16 protein-coding genes are annotated in these 17,481 nt (G+C 30.4%); 13 read left to right on the forward strand and 3 right to left on the reverse strand.

The annotated features are described in order from the left end of the window. Positions 1-147: 147 nt before the first annotated feature. Positions 148-1,470: an AAA family ATPase gene (locus tag ACFOZZ_RS11290; RefSeq protein ID WP_376815262.1), complete on the reverse strand. Its 1,323-nt coding sequence runs from the start codon at positions 1,468-1,470 to the stop codon at positions 148-150. A gap of 183 nt (positions 1,471-1,653) precedes the next feature. Here ACFOZZ_RS11290 and ACFOZZ_RS11295 point away from each other — a divergent pair, with 183 nt between their 5' ends. The 12 genes from ACFOZZ_RS11295 to ACFOZZ_RS11350 all read left to right on the forward strand — a co-directional run bounded on the left by ACFOZZ_RS11295 (position 1,654) and on the right by ACFOZZ_RS11350 (position 13,711). Beyond that, positions 1,654-2,784, forward strand: coding sequence for an SAVED domain-containing protein (locus tag ACFOZZ_RS11295; RefSeq protein WP_376815263.1), 1,131 nt, complete (start codon positions 1,654-1,656; stop codon positions 2,782-2,784). A 3-nt stretch (positions 2,785-2,787) separates the two neighbouring features. After that, entirely contained in the window at positions 2,788-3,930 is a 1,143-nt protein-coding gene (locus ACFOZZ_RS11300) for a nucleotidyltransferase (protein WP_376815264.1), read from the forward strand. 493 nt (positions 3,931-4,423) lie between these two features. Beyond that, on the forward strand, positions 4,424-5,065 hold the full coding sequence (locus tag ACFOZZ_RS11305; RefSeq protein WP_376815265.1) for a hypothetical protein: 642 nt from the start codon (positions 4,424-4,426) through the stop codon (positions 5,063-5,065). A gap of 149 nt (positions 5,066-5,214) precedes the next feature. Further along, positions 5,215-5,694, forward strand: coding sequence for a transposase-like zinc-binding domain-containing protein (locus ACFOZZ_RS11310; protein WP_376815266.1), 480 nt, complete (start codon positions 5,215-5,217; stop codon positions 5,692-5,694). A 141-nt stretch (positions 5,695-5,835) separates the two neighbouring features. After that, positions 5,836-6,162, forward strand: coding sequence for a hypothetical protein (locus ACFOZZ_RS11315; RefSeq protein WP_376815267.1), 327 nt, complete (start codon positions 5,836-5,838; stop codon positions 6,160-6,162). 152 nt (positions 6,163-6,314) lie between these two features. Beyond that, positions 6,315-6,566, forward strand: coding sequence for a hypothetical protein (locus ACFOZZ_RS11320; RefSeq protein ID WP_376815268.1), 252 nt, complete (start codon positions 6,315-6,317; stop codon positions 6,564-6,566). A gap of 86 nt (positions 6,567-6,652) precedes the next feature. Continuing rightward, the gene (locus ACFOZZ_RS11325; RefSeq protein ID WP_376815269.1) at positions 6,653-7,195 is read left to right on the forward strand and encodes a toll/interleukin-1 receptor domain-containing protein; all 543 of its coding nucleotides are present in this window, start codon (positions 6,653-6,655) and stop codon (positions 7,193-7,195) included. A 478-nt stretch (positions 7,196-7,673) separates the two neighbouring features. After that, complete coding sequence (locus tag ACFOZZ_RS11330) at positions 7,674-8,822, forward strand: toll/interleukin-1 receptor domain-containing protein (protein WP_055290047.1); 1,149 nt, start codon at positions 7,674-7,676, stop codon at positions 8,820-8,822. A 473-nt stretch (positions 8,823-9,295) separates the two neighbouring features. Beyond that, positions 9,296-10,006 carry a hypothetical protein gene (locus ACFOZZ_RS11335; RefSeq protein WP_376815270.1) on the forward strand — a complete coding sequence of 237 codons (711 nt, stop codon included), beginning with the start codon at positions 9,296-9,298 and terminating at the stop codon, positions 10,004-10,006. 90 nt (positions 10,007-10,096) lie between these two features. Continuing rightward, positions 10,097-10,462: a type II toxin-antitoxin system RnlB family antitoxin gene (locus ACFOZZ_RS11340; RefSeq protein ID WP_376815271.1), complete on the forward strand. Its 366-nt coding sequence runs from the start codon at positions 10,097-10,099 to the stop codon at positions 10,460-10,462. A 522-nt stretch (positions 10,463-10,984) separates the two neighbouring features. Beyond that, positions 10,985-12,583, forward strand: a complete 1,599-nt coding sequence (locus ACFOZZ_RS11345; RefSeq protein ID WP_270469596.1) for an ABC-F family ATP-binding cassette domain-containing protein — start codon at positions 10,985-10,987, stop codon at positions 12,581-12,583. Between the two features lie 183 nt (positions 12,584-12,766). After that, positions 12,767-13,711, forward strand: a complete 945-nt coding sequence (locus ACFOZZ_RS11350; RefSeq protein ID WP_329966917.1) for an NAD(P)H-binding protein — start codon at positions 12,767-12,769, stop codon at positions 13,709-13,711. Positions 13,712-13,925: 214 nt separating this feature from the next. On the opposite strand, the gene ACFOZZ_RS11355 is transcribed toward ACFOZZ_RS11350, so the two are convergent. Together ACFOZZ_RS11355 and ACFOZZ_RS11360 are read right to left on the reverse strand one after the other, a co-directional pair. Further along, positions 13,926-15,089, reverse strand: a complete 1,164-nt coding sequence (locus ACFOZZ_RS11355; protein ID WP_376815272.1) for a hypothetical protein — start codon at positions 15,087-15,089, stop codon at positions 13,926-13,928. Between the two features lie 20 nt (positions 15,090-15,109). After that, complete coding sequence (locus tag ACFOZZ_RS11360) at positions 15,110-16,393, reverse strand: hypothetical protein (RefSeq protein WP_376815273.1); 1,284 nt, start codon at positions 16,391-16,393, stop codon at positions 15,110-15,112. Between the two features lie 618 nt (positions 16,394-17,011). Here ACFOZZ_RS11360 and ACFOZZ_RS11365 point away from each other — a divergent pair. After that, complete coding sequence (locus ACFOZZ_RS11365; RefSeq protein WP_376815274.1) at positions 17,012-17,440, forward strand: MerR family transcriptional regulator; 429 nt, start codon at positions 17,012-17,014, stop codon at positions 17,438-17,440. The last annotated feature ends 41 nt before the right edge of the window (positions 17,441-17,481 follow it).

Below are 17,481 nucleotides of genomic sequence, written 5' to 3' on the forward strand. Positions count from 1 at the left end.
GATACTGAGCCTTTCAGTAATGAAATGGTAAGAGCTACACCTATGCCTATTTCACTCAAGGAAGCATATTACGAATATCGTTATGGTATATTCGCTGAATAAGATAACCTAAAGCAACAATTTACTTAAAAAGAGCGTAAATAAATATTATTTTAACATATCGTATAATTGTAAAAAATCAATATCTGTATTAGCGGGAATTCCTGAATACTTTCCTAATAGATATTGTCTTCTTACGTTGTTGTTATCCCCAATTTTATTGTCATAATGAAGAATACATTGAACTTCTTTATTACCGTTATCTAATTCATTAATAACGTATATGCTATCTTTGGGTATGGAGTTTCCTTCCATTAATAGTGTATTGTGTGTTGTGAGAATTAATTGTCCTTCAAGTTTTTTGTATAAGGAAGTAACTAAATTTTTTACTAATAAATCATGGATACCAGTATCAAATTCATCAAGAACTGAAACAGATTGTGTGACAGCAACTAACATAAAAGGTAATTGCTGAATAATTGATTGTGTTCCAGTAGATTCAAGTGAAAAATCAATATCTCTAATTTTACCTGAAATCTTTTTGGATAACATCAAGGTATATTTGATTTCATCTTCGTCTCTTTCTCTTTTATAATAAGCTTTTTCGATATCTCTGTTAGTAAGTTTTAAGAAAGTAGTTAACATTTCTTCGGTTTTATCTAGTTTGTTTTCTTTTGAAATATCTATATGACCACTTTCATAATCACCGAGCAATTCATGAGGTAAATTCAGTACAGCTCTTTCTTGTCTGCTTCCAAATTTGATTTTACATGAAATTCTAGTTATAAATTTTATGAATTCAAAAAAATTATCAGAAATTTGATCTTTTAAGAACTGATCAGACTTATCGTGAATTTCATGTAACAATATTGAAAGAAAAGAGTGTTTACCCCAAAATTTATCTGTAGATTCTTTAATTGATTGATATGATGATTTGTCTAAAAAGATTTTTTCATTAATAGAGATATTAGAAGGGATGATATCAAAATATATACCTTTTCTTTTAGTGATAGTAAATTCTAATCTTTCATGAATAATCTGAGAATTATCAGTTTCTAAAAGATATACCCCTCTTTTACCTTTGATATTGAAGCCGAATTCAACGTGCATAGGTTCACTAGAAGATACAGTTTTATTTTCTTTAATGATTGTTTCTAAATCTTTATATCTAAATTTTAGAAATTGTTGTATTTTTTCTTTGTTTTTTATATCATCAATTTTTTCGGATAAGAATGCCTCCATTATATCACGCACATCCATTGTTCTTAATGTCTCTGATAACATAAAGAAAGAAGATGCTAAATTAGATTTACCTATTCCATTCTCTCCATAGATAAGAATTAACTTTTTGGGATTGTTGTGTTTGTCTAGTAAGTTTAATTCTACATCTTGGAGTGATTTGAAATTTTTTAATTTTATATATTCGAACATAAATAGTCTCCTCCATTTGGTATGGTATCACATTAATAATACAATGTAAAGATTATAAGGTCTAATTACTCTTAAAAAATAAGAAAAAAAGATGTATTTGATACTTTTCTTTTTAATTTAATATGCTATACTGTATATAGCAATTGCACAAATAGAGTGCTAAAATAAACGAAAGGAGACTTTATGTCAGAAAAGAAAAGTAATAGAGGTAAGGGTCCTAGCCCTACAACAAAAATGATTTTGTTTGCTAAATCAGGAGGAAGATGTCAATTTGAAGGATGCAATAAGTATTTATTAAGAGATGACATTACTTCGGAAGAACTTAATGATGCAAATATTGCTCATATAGTTGCTTCGTCTTCTAATGGACCACGTGGTGCATGTAACTCACATGAATTATCTGATGATATTAATAATCTGATGTTACTATGTAAAACGCATCATAAGCTTGTTGATGATAATCCAGAAGAATATACGGTTGAAAGATTAACGAAAATGAAGTTGAGCCAAGAAAGAAAAGTTAAAGAACTTTTAGATGCGATGCAGTATTCAGAAGCTTTAATTGTTACGCTAGAGAGTTCGATAAAAAAAGAGCAAATAGTGAAAATAGATTCTAAACAGGCAGTTCATGCTTTAAGAACCACTGCACATAATCCGTTTGATCATTATGAAACTCATATAAGATTCTCTTCTAATTCTAATTACAAAGATAGACAATATTGGCGAGAGGCGGAAAATCATTTAAACAGGGAAATTGACAATCTTATAAATGGATTACTACAAGAGAATCCTAAATTGACAATAGCTATTTTCTCTATTGCACCAATACCTTTGATAATGAAATTAGGGTATAAACTTGGTGATAAACGCAAGATACTTGTATTTCAAAAGTATAGAGAACCAGATACATGGGAATGGTTATCTGACAGTCAAACAAATTCTTTTTCATATAAAAAGATAAAAAGAGGCAATGGAACTAAAGTTGCTGTTATTGTTTCTGTTACTTCTGAAATAGATTTGAGCAGAGTTATGGCAATTGATGACTTTGATACTATTTATCACTTAAAGGCAGAAAATTATGGAGTAAATGCAATTAAGAGCAAAGAAGATTTAGGATGCTTTTGGAAGCAATATCAGAAATTGCTAGATAATATAAAGAATAATGATCATGTTGAAGATGTATCGTTATTTCCTGCAGTTCCTGTTTCTGCGGCATATGAGATGGGAAGAAGATGTATGCCACATACATATCCTAAAATCAGAGTGTACGATGAGTGCGAAGGTTTTTTTGAAACAATTACGATTGGAGACTAATATATGGATGAAAAATCAAATCAATTAAATATACTGCTTAAAAGAGTAGTAGATGAAATACGTATTACACCTAGTATGCTAGATAAAGCGGAGAGTAGTTATAAAGCGGTTGGACAATGGTTGATTGATGGTATCCCTGATGCTACTATCACTCCTCAAGGATCAATCAATTTAGGTACAACTATCAAGCCTGTATCAGATATAGATGATTATGACATTGATTTAGTTTGTTTGTTAAAAAATAGTCAGAACTATGAACCTAAGACTATAAAACATAAAGTAGGGAATAGACTAAAGGAAAATAAAAGATACCTGACCAAAATAAACGAGGAAGGTGAGGGTAAAAGATGTTGGAAGATGCAATATGATGAATTTCATATGGATATACTTCCTTGTGTTCCTAAAACGAAATATATCGAACCTTTTTCAACAGAGATACGATTAACACATAAAATATCATCGAATGTGTATGAAGATAGATTTAGTAATCCGTATGGATATAAGAAGTGGTTTGAATCACGCATGAAAGAAATATTGAAAACAGCAAAAGACGCTTATGCTAAAAAGAAAAACATCAGAGTAGAAGATGTTCCGACATTTAGAGTATGTACGCCATTACAAATGGCGATACAACTACTGAAACGTCATCGTGATATTTGTTTTGAACATGATAGTGATAATTCTCCTATTTCAGTGATTATTACTACATTAGCAGCAAAAGCATATAACGGTGAAGAAAATCTATATTTAGCAATATGCAATATCTTAAACCACATGGAAGAATACATAGAGATAAGAGATGGTATTTACTGGATTGCTAATCCCGTGAGTGAAGAAGAAAACTTTGCAGATAAGTGGCAAATATACCCTGAAAGAAAGTATGCATTTTACAAATGGCTTAAAAAAGCTAAACGTGATTTCATAACTTTGTCAATGAATACAGCGGGAATAGATTCAGTTGCATCAGAACTTGAAAAAATCTTAGGTGTAGCTCCTGTTAAAAGGGCTGTTAAAAAGTATGCAAATGATATGTATAAGGCTAGAGTTAATGGAAAGTTATATGCATCTGGGCTTACAGGGGGGTTAACTACTAAAAAATCATCAGATTCAACATTAGTTAAGAAGCATAACTTTTATGGTAAATAAAAGTTTTTTTTTAATGGGTTGTCTCTACCATTACAAGCGTGTTTGTTGAGGCATAAATATCCAGAATCTAAGGTATCTGTTAAGAAGGGCAAGCTTGTTTGGGAAGGAAATTTAAAACCTTCATCGCTTTCGCGTGAATATAAAGTCCAGTTAATTTGTGAAAGAAGGGACAATCCTAAAGTATTTCTGAAGGGTTCTAATATAAAGGGGATTGAGAGGGTTGATTTTCCTCATCATTATAAGAAAACTAAGCATGGAGTTTTACTTTGTTTAAACTATCCTGCAGAGTTTAATTATTCAATGAAGCTGACAGATACTATAATTCCATGGACATTGGAATGGCTCTGTTTCTATGAAATATGGTTATATATTGGCGAGTGGCATGGTGGTGGTCATTCTGTAGAATAAAACTTTTGAGAACTAACAGTGATTGCTGAAGATTGTTTGGCAGTCACTGTATCTATCTTATGAACTTTGAGAGGGGTGTTATGTAATGAAAGAACGTGTACTTATAAAGCAAAATGTTTTTACGAGTGTAATGTTTGGAGCTGTTTTTCTATTTATTCTTTTTGAAAGTGGATATTATCAAGATAATCTTTCAAAGATAGCTTTTGTAATATCAATACCAATTTTTGTACTATCCTTGATAAAGATAGGTATTGATATATCAGAAGATATTAATGATAGTATTACTTCACGTTTAAACGGGTATGAAGAATATCAATTTAATTACGTTGGTATTTTTTATGATACCTTAGAACAAATCAAAAATTCTAATGAGCATGATTTGAAAGATACAATTGAGAGTATTGTTTCAGAAAAACCTGATTCGGAATGCTATAAAAAAGATTTATTTGATTACTATCATCTGACAAAATATCGAGAGATTATAAGATCTATCAGGAGATTATTTTTATACGTATATTATGCTTTGCTGATGATAGTACTTACTCTTCTTTTATTGCATTCGGAACTATATCAAATGCTTGATAATGTAAAATGGTTTACTTCCATAAATATGAATTCTTTTACTTTATGGTCTTTAATAGTTCTTCTCTTTGAAATAATGATGAAGGACATGGTTGAAGATATTATATATGTAGTTATTCATAAATTCATTGGATTAGATCTTTGATGTGAATTTTTTCGCTCAATTTAAGAAAATAGTTTCTACTAGATTAGTAACATTAGCTTAACGTCTGATTTTATGCTTTATAGCTATCTAACTCAAGTCATGATTTTTTAAATAGTTGTAAAATGGCTTTAAAAGGTCAAGTGAGTATTATGATGACTGAAAACCAGGTAAAAAACTATTTAAAATTTAATGATATGGATTATGTAAATAAGCTTATTGAATCATTATATGAACATGAGGATAAAGACATTGATTCGTCTCATAAGGCATGCCCTATTTGTGGTTCAGTTCATTACAAAAATAACGGAAAGTGCAAGAACGTCCACCAGAATTATATCTGTTTTGACTGTCAAAAATCTTTTAGTGATAGAACTAATACCTTGTTCTGCTGGTCTCACTTCATGTTAAATCAGTGGATTTACTTCATTGGACTAGAACTATATAAAATGACTATAGATAATGAAGCTCACATCTTAGGAACAAGCAAGACAACCTGCCTCTATATGCGTTATAAACTATATCATGCAGAATCTGAAATCATGAGTCATCAAAAATTATTTGGTGAACTTGAAAAGATACACAATATAGAAGCATCACCTAAAGGGAACGTGCCCTCAAAATATGCCTAGATACTCAAAGAATAGAGGTAAACAGGCTGCATATAGAGTGATATCTCATCATAAGGGTGACATTGTCTGTACTACAGATGAAAATGATCATATGAGATACAGGTATCAGGTCTAGGGGGTGAATCATTCGATACATATAAAGTGAATAAAGAATACTTTGAAGATGTGGAAGAGTTCATATCAGATTCAAAGGTAAGCATACAGCAGCTTGCCAACTATCTTGAAGCAGTAAACAATAAGATAAAGACATCTACTTTGGAGAAGAGATATCTTACTGATGATGGTAAATCATTAGGAGCTGTCAGTGGGATGATAACAGAATTTAGTTTGATTATACAGACAACAAGAGATATTGGAACCGGATACATACAAGGTTATCTAGATTTCCTACTTCTTAAGAAGCAGGCTAAGTACACATTCAAGAGAAAGGAAATGGCTTTTAAGATTCCTAGAAGGATCTTTATTTGATATTATACTTTCATGTAGTAATTTACTAGGAAACCATTTTTATAATGATTAGACACTTCTCGTAGTGAGTAATTTATAACTGTTTAGAAATGCTAAATTTAGTGATTATAAAAGATTTGTGAAAAATAATTTATTTATTTTAGGAGAGACATATGATGAATGAAAATTTGTTGAAATTAATTGAACAGACACCGGAAATAAAAAAAAGATTCAAAACTGAATATATATCTATAATGAAAAGGGCTGGAGAGTCACCGAAGCAGACCCCATGTGAAAGAATACATAATGATGAACAATATTTACTATGGAAAGCTGAAATTGAAGAAGAACTTCAAACGCTTCCTGAAAGCAAAACAGTTAAAGATATATACAATCTTTTTTTAAAATGCAAAATAATCTTTTAGATGATTCAAGAGCATTTGCTGAATTGGAAGCTAAACTAAAGGTATTAGGAAAAAGAATATCAAACTCAGTACAGGAGGAAGATAGAATGAATAAACCGCATAAAATATTTATATCTCATAGTAGTAAAGATAGGGAGTATGTTGAAGCAATTGTAAGTTTTTTCGAAGATTTAGGATTAAAAGAAGAAAATATAATATGCTCCTCAGTTCCTCCTTATTGCATTCCACTTAACAATAACATTTATGAATGGTTGGTCAATGAGTTTCAGAATAGTAATCATTATGTGATTTATATCTTGTCAAAGAATTATTATAATAGTGCTTCTTCATTGAATGAAATGGGAGCAACATGGGCAATGAAACATGAATGGACAGGTTTGTTATTACCAGGATTCAACTTTAATCAGCTAGATGGATGCATTGATAAGGGAAAGATAGGAATTAAGCTGGACGATTCAGATGATAAGTCTTTAAAATATAGATTAACTGAATTGAAAAATAAAATCGAAGGTGATTTTAAATTAGAATTACTATCTGAATCAAAATGGGAAAGAAAAAGGGACGATTTTTTAAAGAAAGTATCTAGTATTAAAGAAAAAAGAACTTTGAACTGTAAGGATAAAGAGTAGAATCGCCAACATTACATAGAGATTAAGAATAACAATAATGTTAACACTATGTTTGTTGAGTCGGCATCTCTTTTAGTATATGCAGCTATGAGCGGGGATAATATACTTCGATGTTTTCTTTGACTGCAGCTTTTACAGTAAATGTATTCTTAGGGGGGTATTGCATTTATATTTGCCTATGCCTTAGCTGTTGTTATAGATGTAATCTATAAACACCATAGTGCAGATAATATCATCAGATGTGAAGGAATCATAGTCACTGCGTTTTATAGACTATAGGCTATTTTCTCTGAAGATATCAACTTTCTCTATCTTGTAGTTCGTATAAAAAATCAGAACATAGTTGTTCTTCATTGCTTTATTGTTAAATGTTATTGCATTTAGAAATTATTTATCTTGTTATATATTAATAAATGTAAGGTAGTGTATTTTTACTATGTTATTAGATACTATCTTTTTTGGGGGAGGTATATAGATTATGAAATTTGATTTATTATGTTTAATTGACCAAATAGATGAGGTCAAAGGTCATTTCCATGTTGTCGATAGTGTTTATTGTACAAAAATCAAAAAGATTCAAGATAGACCGCAGTTTTCTAAATGGAAACAAGCATTATTATTTGAACTTAATGAGGTTTATGATCGAACAAAAGATAATTATATAGGAAATACTTTATCGATTTTAAATACAGGGTTTAAGGGTTCAAAGGATGAACAGTCGTTTAATGAGTTAACTGGAAGTCTATTAGCTATTAAGAATAACATTAATAAGTATTATCCGACAGAAAGCAAATCCACGGTTAATGATAATGATAAAACCAAAGAAGTAATTAAAAGTCCAAAAATATTTATAAGTCATTCTAGTCTCGATAAAGATTATGTTTCAGATATTGTAGAATTATTAGAAGATTTAGGAATAAGAGGAAATCAACTTTTTTGTTCTTCAATACCAGGTTATGGTATTCCATTAGATGAAGATATTTATGACTACTTGAAACAACAATTTCAAGAGTATGATCTTCATATTATCTTTGTTCTTTCGGATAATTATTACAAAAGTCCTGCTTGTTTAAATGAAATGGGTGCAACATGGGTTTTACAGAAAAGATATACAACAATTTTACTTCCTGGTTTTGATTTTAAGGAAGTGAAAGGTGCTATCGATCCTACAAAAATCGCTATAAAGCTTGATGGAGATTCACTTGATGTTAAGGAAAAGTTAGGTCAACTAAAAGATTCTATAGTGCAAGAGTTTAGCTTAACTTCTATTTCTGATATTCGATGGGAGAAGAAGCGTGATGAATTTATTTCTAAAATAAATAATAATGAGTGTATTAATCATAACATTAGTGATGAAGCAATTGAACTATTATCAACTGCTTGTGCTAATAATGATATTATATTAAAAACGCTGGACTTATCTGGTGTACATATTCAAGTTAATGATAGATCATTTATTACTTCACAGAAAATAGAAGAAGTGACTAGATGGGAAAATGCATTAAATGAATTACTAATTGCTCATTTCGTTGAGGCTAGGGGTAATAAAGGTGAAATTTTTGGTGTAATAAAAAAAGGAGTTGACTTTTATAAACAGCTAGAATCAAAAGGTAACGGCAAAAACTAATGGATATTAAAGGGGGGGTGAAAGTCCATTCAATATGGTGAAATAAGTCTATACATTACGCAGGAAAAATTCCAATATACTTGCATTAAATATTTTAACCTCTTGGTTGCTGTCAAATATTGGTATAATCATTAGAGGAAAGATCTATTGCTAACGTAATTCTAGATAGGATAATCATTAGTTTTTATCTGACTAATTTATACGAAAAATCGTTACGTGAAGAATACTCTAAAATAAAACAGTAATAATGGATGAAGCATAACAACAATAAAATTGTGAACCTTTGATTTTAAAGGGAGGTCAATAGAAAACGCGCTTTAAATTATTGGTTGTTTCCATTAGAATTAACCTCATTTCGATCAGTTTTTTTTCACCAATTTTAGATAGTATATTGAGATTGAACCGATATCACGCTATAATATAACGATTTAGCAAAAGCTAAATGGGTGGCATGGGATGAAAAGGAGATTATTATGTATAATTATGTAACAAACAAACAATTAATAAGCAGAATGCGTTCCGGTTGTGGAGAAATTATGCAAGATCTATGTCATACCCTAAAGGAAGAGTATGATATAGGGGCAACATTTACTCTTGTTGGTAGTGGGGCAAGAAATCTAATACTTCAAAATGCAAATGAACCCATAGATTTGGATTATAATCTTAAAATAGTCAGAAGTGATGACTGGGATTGTAAATATATCAAAGAATGCGTTAGAAAAGCTTTTAATATTGTTCTTAGAAAGCATGGATGGAGAGATTGTGAAGATTCCAAATCCTCATTAACCACTAAAAAACATTATCTTTCAGGAAGTAAAACATTATTTTCAATAGATGTTTGTATCGTTTATGAAGATGAAGATGGAAATCTTTATCGTTTAATTCATAAAAAGACTGGTTATAATAATGTTAACAGTATTGCATATGCTGCTAGCATTTATCCTGGTCTTGTTACTAGAAGGCCTGTTAATGAATACTATTGGAATAAGGCTCCAAATTCTAGAAATATTAAATTTAAAGTCGATTATATTAAAAGTAATGGTAAGTGGGAATTAGTCAGAGAACAATATAAGAGTATCAAGAATAGATACTTAACACAAAATGATCATAATCATCCTTCATTCATTTGTTATATTGAAGCGGTAAATAACGTATATAACTCAAGAAAATATTGGAAGCAATAAACTGTTAAGAGTATTTTTAGAAAAGGGCTTGAACTTAATTAATGGATATTATATATTTGTCTATTCCATTTTGAAATGGAGGGAATATAAATGGAAAAACTATGTGTAAATACACTTAACGATTCAAAATACAGCGCATTAATCACAGCCCTTGATTATGAAATATTAGTAAGCAAATATCTAAAACAGTTATCATTTAAAGCTTATCCAAATAAACCTAAACACGTACTTATAGATCTAGCTTTGAAAACAGTAATAGATAAATATAGATTTGTTCAATTTGATATTAATGAATCAGGAAAGATAGAATTAGATAGTTATAAGTATGTTTCACTTAATACATTCTATGAGACTCTAGCAAACAACTTTCTTAAAGATAAGAAAGAAATAGTATTAAACTCTATTCTGACTGATTCACAAATAAATCAGCTATTGAATTTTGATTACTTTCATTGACAACTCACCAATCTGTGATATCTTATAGATAAAGTAAAGGAACAGTAATATTCTCGGTGTACAGGCACCGTAAAAAGTCGAATTCAAGAGGTAGAATTCAAAACAACCTCGTCCGAGTATACATTGATAAAATATATGAGTCTTGCAGTTAGGAGACAAACTGTAGGCAGGAGATAGTCTTAAAAACAATCTCGTCCGAGTATATATCTAATAGATATATGAGCCTGGCGACCAGGATAAAACCTGTAATTCTTATACTATGAGCAGGATAAGTTCCTGCTCTTTTTATATATCCATCTATCCTATATCAGCTCCTCTATCTAATGCATATAGTAATCTTAGACTCTCTATTTACTACAGATAGTAATCTTAGTACTAAAATCACTATATATAGTTATTTTAGTCTCTCATTCTCTATATAATAGTACCACTATTTCTATCCTTCACCTATATCTCAATTTTACTAGACATAATCAACTAAATATGGCATAATACATCACTGTACGAAAGGAAATGTAGACTATGATATCAACACATAATGTATCACTCAGATACGGAGATCGCGCTTTATTTGAAGATGTATCAGTAAAATTTACTGATGGAAATTGTTATGGGATTATTGGTGCAAATGGTGCTGGTAAATCAACATTCTTAAAAATATTATCAGGTGAAATAGAACCTAATAAAGGTGAAGTTATTATTGAACCTAATAAGAGATTATCTGTTTTAAAACAAGACCACTTTGCTTATGATGACAACAAAGTAGTAGAAACAGTCATCATGGGTAATAAGAGACTGTTTGAAATCATGCAGGAAAAAGAAAAGTTATATGCTAAACCAGATTTCAATGATGAAGATGGTATTAAACTAGGAGAACTTGAAGGTGAGTTCGCAGACATGGATGGTTGGAATGCTGAAAGTGATGCTGAAATCATGCTAAATGGTTTAGGTATTACAACTGAATACCATGATATGTATATGAGAGACTTAGATGGTAATCAGAAGGTTAAAGTATTATTAGCCCAGGCTTTATTTGGAAATCCTGATATTCTGTTATTAGACGAACCTACCAACCATCTCGACTTAAAGAGTATCAGATGGTTAGAAAACTTCCTATTAAACTTTAAAAACACTGTCATTGTTGTATCACATGACCGTTATTTCTTAAACAAAGTATGTACACATATTGCTGATATTGATTACAGCCGTATTCAGCTATATGTAGGTAACTATGATTTCTGGTATGAATATTCTCAGATGCAGATCCAGCAGATGAAAGACCAGAACAAGAAAGCAGAAGCTAAGAAGAAAGAATTAGAAGAGTTCATCGCTCGTTTTAGTGCCAACGCTTCTAAAGCAAAACAGGCCACTTCTCGTAAGAAGTTATTAGATAACCTAGAAATGACTGATATGAAACCATCACTAAGAAGATATCCATTCATCGGTTTCAAACCAGGTAGAGAAGTAGGAAACATTGTATTAAATGTAGAAAACTTAACTAAGGTAGTAGATGGAGAAACACTTATTAATAATGTGTCTTTCTCTATTCTTCCAAATGAAAAGGTGGCTTTTGTTGGAGACGATAAAGCAACTGAAGCATTCTTTAAGATCATCATGGGAGAAGACAAAGACTTTGAAGGTTCTTATAAATGGGGTATTACGACTACTCAGTCATATTTCCCTAAAGATAATTCAGCATTCTTTAATGATTGTGAATTATCTTTATTAGACTGGTTAAGACAGTTTACTGATGGTAGTATGTATGAACAGGAATTAAGAGGATGGTTAGGTAGAATGTTATTCTCTGGTGATGAAGCATTAAAGAAAGCGAATGTTTTATCAGGAGGAGAAAAGGTAAGATGTATGCTTGCGAAAATGATGATGCACGATGCAAACGTCTTAATCTTTGATGAACCTACAAACCACCTTGATCTTGAATCTATCCAGGCACTAAACCAGGGCTTAATGAGATTCCCAGAAAATATTCTATTTACTTGTCATGACCACCAGTTTGTTCAGACAATCGCTAATAGAATTATCGAATTTACTGCAGAAGGCACAATTGACCGTCTTTCTACATTCGATGAATATTTAGAATACAAGGACACACTTGAAGCATAAGAGCGGATTAAACCGCTCTTTTTTCTTCTTAAGGCTAGGTTTTTATACGATGAGGATGTTAGTACCTGTGTCATCCTATAAGGCTTAGAATAGCTAAAAATCATTTTCTAAATCTGAAACTCACTTATAAACAGATTCTAAAAGTATTATCATATTACATATAGAAAATAGGAGGATAACTTAATGGGTAAACTATTATTAACTGGTGTTGATGGAAACTTAGGTCAATTAGCTGCCGACGTATTACTTACATTAGAACCAGTGGAAAACTTAATCTTTTGTGGTTATAATGAAGAATCACTCAAGAAATATGCTGAAAAGGGTGTAGAAACACACGTAACTAACTTTAATAATCCTGATGGATTAGTTGAAGCATTTAAAGGGGCTGATGCTCTTGCATTAATTTCTATGCCATTTGTTGGTGTTAAAAGACAGAATGCGCATAAGAATGCTGTAGATGCAGCTAAAGCAGCAGGTGTTAAACAGATCATCTATACTTCTTTAGTCAATGCTGATGATGAAACAAACCCATCAGTAGAAAAGAAAGACCATATCTATACTGAAAAATATATCCAGGAAGCAGGTCTGGACTATCAGTTCATGAGAAACTCTCAATATGCTGAAGCAATGGTTACTAACTACTTTACTTATGCTCATATGAATGCACCACTTACTAATTCACAAGGTGATGGTCTAATGGCTTATATTTCTCGTAAAGATTGTGCTAAAGCATTAGCTTATGCATTACATAGATCAAATGAATTCCACCATAAGGTATGGAATATTAACGGCTTAGAACTAATGACTATTTCAACATTCTGTGCTATTGGTGATGTAAGTACAGGAAACCATGTACCATTTGTAAATGTCACTGATGAAGAAAACTATCAGATTTGGGATGCAATGGGTGTCCCTAGAACAACTGATGGCGTATTCCTAAAGGATTCAGAAGCACCATTCTCTTCAGATGGCATGGTTACATTTGCACAAGCTATTAGAGAAGGTAAAATGGATATTCATACTAAAGACTTCACTGAACTAACAGGAGACACACCTATCTCTGTAAAATACATGTTTGATCATAATGAAGAATTCCAAATCGGTGAAAGACATTCTCAAGACAAATAAACTATACACTAGAGCGGACTAAACCGCTCTTTTTTCTTCTTAGGGCTATTTCTTATACGATGAGGATGTTAATGCCTTTATCATCCTATAAGGCTTGGATGGAGCAATTTAGCGGTTAAGTAATATTTGAATTGTTTGTTCTGATACACTTAATCAAATAAGAAATCCTGACTGCAATAAATTGTATAGTCAGGATAGTTATAAAGGTAATCAGTTAATATTTAAAATTAATATAGAGAATATCTTCTTTATCGAATGATACCATTAGCTTGAATTGAAATACTTCTTTTTTGTATTGTTTCTTAATTATTTCTATTGCCTCATCTTTTGGATAAAGTGCACCCTTCACATCATAAAAGCCATTATACGCTCTAAATTCTCTTAGATATTCAATACATTCATCATTTGTCAAATCAATATCTTCTTTGCTGATGATTTGTGCATTAAACTTAAAGTCATCTTTATTAAATAAGATTGGAATTCTTATTTCAGAAGTATCAATATAGTTCGTATTATCTTCTATATCTTTAATAGGAGATGAAAAATCTTTGCATTGAGAATAAGTTAAATACTCATTAAAATTAAAATTTCGTGCATTGTAGTTATTTCTAAGATCTAATAATTCTGTTAAGTTTAGATTCTCCTTTGTTTCTACAGTTATTTTTGTAGCATATGAGTTAATAGCATAATGAACTGTATTTATAATAGCAGCTTTAAATTTCTTAGCCGCAAAATTATTAGTTATCCATTTATTCTCTTCAATGTTTGAAAACTTGAAGTTGTTCGTTATTGTGCCTTCAGTCAGTTCTATTTCCCAACCAAACACTTTTTCTTGTTCCATGAGATTACGTAATTTATTAGTAATCTCATCAACATTGCATTCTTGTGGTACTTCTTGAATTTGATTGATTTTTTTCTTTTCTTCATTTATTGATTCAAACAATTCCTTTTCAGCATCATCATTAATCGAATAATTACAATTAAGTAACTGAGCAAACTGATTGCATTGATTATGGAACTCTTCTTTTATTTTCTTAGTTGATAAATCGAATTTATCCCAAATTACGTTTACAACTTCATCTCTCACTTTGTCCCATTCATTAAATAGTGCAAGAAATGATACTGGTAGCAATCTTGTATAATAGATCAAATACAGCATTAATAAGAATTCTTTATTAAAACTATCTGTCCATACTGTATTCTTAATACATAAATAATCAGAAATAAAAAAATCAAATGATTGTTCAATTTTATCCTTTTTTTCTATTCTCTTGGCTACAGCAGGTACAATAGCTTTAATATGATCCGCGGATAAATCTGAAAACTTAAATCTCTTATTTGTTTTATCAGAAATGGTTAATAGAAATAAGTCTTTCAAACTATTTCTATAATCTTCATTTAACAGTTCTTTCTCGCAATATATATAGGAGTAAAACTTTCTAACATATAGGATACGGTTAGAGGAAATATGTCACCGTTATAATATCGATTGTTTAGATAAACATTTTTTAAAATCAATTTATAGATGTATTCTCTTTCTTTGTAATTTTCGTTTTCCAAAACATATTTCCTAAATATATCCAACAATGTTTTACTTTCTGCAGATACAATGGAATCGTTAGATGTTTTCCAATAAAACTGACTTAACTCATAGAAATAATTATCAATCAATTGATTTTTGACTTTTTCTGTACTTAATTGATTATTAATTATACTTACAAAGTATTTATACAATATGTATTCAATTTCAATGTCGGTTATTTTATTATCGCTATATTCATCGATGTAACAAATCTTAATGATTTGATTAAAGTAGTTATTGTTTAAAAGGGTTTTATCATCCCAAAACATCATATTTTCTATAGGAATTATATATAGGTCTTCTTTTCCTGCTTTTTCTAAACGGGTATGGCTTGAGAATAAAATAATATCTTTTACCATCTGGTTATAACCAAAGTTATTCGCTAGTGGAATAGCAATTTCTCTTAATCGATTAAGAAGTACCTGATATACTTTATCATTCTCAGTTAAGGTTTTATTTTTTTCATTGAGTATGACTATTAATTCACTGACTTCATCTACTTTTTCTTGATTTTGAGCTTCAGTAAAATACTTCAATGAATTAAATAATCGAGTTATTTCTCTTTCATACTTTTCTTGTGCTTCTTCTCCATTTTGAGCTATATTTTGTTTTATGTAAGTTTCTACGATTTTATAACAGTATGTTTCATTTGTGATTATTTTGAATATAATTTTTGCCATTAGAGATTCTAAGTAGATTTCTGCTAACATCAGTGCAGTTATAGTGTTGGCCAAAGACATTTTATATCCAAAAAAGAATAGAATAGTAGCAAGTGCCATAGATTTGAATGATAAACATAAATAATTCTTTAAATTAAGAGGGGATTCATCGAATAGAATAATCTCTTTTAACTTATATCCATAATAAGTCTTCTCTAATTTGTCAGATATTAAAGCTATTAAAGAGATACATAAAACAGCAACAGTAACAATAGCGTTATAGATAGAGGAAACATATGATTCAGTAACTGTTATAAATGTATTTCCTGTAAGGTTAACGTATATATCTATTAGAAGTCCTGCAATAACAAAAATATAAATCAGTTTATCAGACGTGTATTTTTCTGATTTCTTCTTTTTGTTTTCTTCTTTGTTTTCCATAAAATGCACCACCTGTTTGATAAGTATTGATTTAATTATAACAGATAATGAGTATTTTTTCATACAAGTCATTATTTGTCTTAGCCTCTCTTAGTTGATTATTGTTCTACTTCATTTATGGAAAAAATGAAACTACTCAAGGTGTGTACCACATTCATACTCTCTCTTGTTTTAATACAAACCTACATACAGTTCTTATACGATGAGTAGTCTAATATCTTTCTCTTCCTATAAAATAGCACTTGTTACTGATTTCTTTTCTGTAAGTATGGAAATTCGCTCATAGATGCTATAGAAAAAGAACAACCGGATATACTTTTACTAGGAGAGGATAAATATAAAGCGGATAAAGATTATTTTGAAGATATGGAAGAGTTCATATCAGATTAAAAATATGCATAAAGCAATTTTCTAACTATTTTGAAACAGTAAGTAATAAGATAAAGGCATATCCTTTACAGAAGAGAAAGAAAATAGTGTTCAATATTACGAGTTTCATTAGTTTTTTTAGAATAAAATAACCAAAGCATAATTTAAATAAAAGATTTAAAAAACTATCAAAAAGCATTGCTTTGCCCCGAGGGCAAGGTTGTATAATCCCAATAGGAGGTGATAATAATGGGCTATAAAGTTAAGTGGGTTGAAGATAATTTAGGTGTCACACGAAAGGCTCTTAGAGGATTTGAAAAAGCAGGACTTATGCCAAAAAATAGAAATTCTCAATATAGAGATTATGGCGATGATGATTTGGATTGTATTTGGATGATTAGAGTCTTGCAAGGTATGGGATACTCAATTAAGGAGATTGTAGAAATGTTCTCTGATAAAGAGTTCGATTTTGATTCTTCTATATCTAAGAAGATAGCGGAGCTGGAAGAGAAAAAGGAAGAATTAGAACGTCATTTGGGATATGCTAAGACTATTAAATTAACCGGGCGTTTGCCATCACGACCTAAAAGGATGGGAGATGTAAAATTTGAAGATTTTCAGAGGGATGCTATCGATAAATGGAATATCTTAGTGTTAAACCGCAAACTCTACCCATAATAAAAAGTAATAAAACCGCAAATTAAATTAATAAACAGGTG

Origin of the sequence: Catenibacterium sp. GCM10023432, assembly GCF_042651925.1 — a bacterium.
Lineage (GTDB): Bacteria > Bacillota_I > Bacilli_A > Erysipelotrichales > Coprobacillaceae > Catenibacterium > Catenibacterium mitsuoka.

Bases quoted from the DNA above. Each gene is read 5' to 3' on its own strand.
- ACFOZZ_RS11290 (WP_376815262.1), bottom strand. From the start codon at position 1,470: ATGTTCGAATATATAAAATTAAAAAATTTCAAATCACTCCAAGATGTA.
- ACFOZZ_RS11295 (WP_376815263.1), top strand. From the start codon at position 1,654: ATGTCAGAAAAGAAAAGTAATAGAGGTAAGGGTCCTAGCCCTACAACA.
- ACFOZZ_RS11300 (WP_376815264.1), top strand. From the start codon at position 2,788: ATGGATGAAAAATCAAATCAATTAAATATACTGCTTAAAAGAGTAGTA.
- ACFOZZ_RS11305 (WP_376815265.1), top strand. From the start codon at position 4,424: ATGAAAGAACGTGTACTTATAAAGCAAAATGTTTTTACGAGTGTAATG.
- ACFOZZ_RS11310 (WP_376815266.1), top strand. From the start codon at position 5,215: ATGATGACTGAAAACCAGGTAAAAAACTATTTAAAATTTAATGATATG.
- ACFOZZ_RS11320 (WP_376815268.1), top strand. From the start codon at position 6,315: ATGATGAATGAAAATTTGTTGAAATTAATTGAACAGACACCGGAAATA.
- ACFOZZ_RS11325 (WP_376815269.1), top strand. From the start codon at position 6,653: ATGAATAAACCGCATAAAATATTTATATCTCATAGTAGTAAAGATAGG.
- ACFOZZ_RS11330 (WP_055290047.1), top strand. From the start codon at position 7,674: ATGAAATTTGATTTATTATGTTTAATTGACCAAATAGATGAGGTCAAA.
- ACFOZZ_RS11335 (WP_376815270.1), top strand. From the start codon at position 9,296: ATGTATAATTATGTAACAAACAAACAATTAATAAGCAGAATGCGTTCC.
- ACFOZZ_RS11340 (WP_376815271.1), top strand. From the start codon at position 10,097: ATGGAAAAACTATGTGTAAATACACTTAACGATTCAAAATACAGCGCA.
- ACFOZZ_RS11345 (WP_270469596.1), top strand. From the start codon at position 10,985: ATGATATCAACACATAATGTATCACTCAGATACGGAGATCGCGCTTTA.
- ACFOZZ_RS11350 (WP_329966917.1), top strand. From the start codon at position 12,767: ATGGGTAAACTATTATTAACTGGTGTTGATGGAAACTTAGGTCAATTA.
- ACFOZZ_RS11360 (WP_376815273.1), bottom strand. From the start codon at position 16,393: ATGGAAAACAAAGAAGAAAACAAAAAGAAGAAATCAGAAAAATACACG.
- ACFOZZ_RS11365 (WP_376815274.1), top strand. From the start codon at position 17,012: ATGGGCTATAAAGTTAAGTGGGTTGAAGATAATTTAGGTGTCACACGA.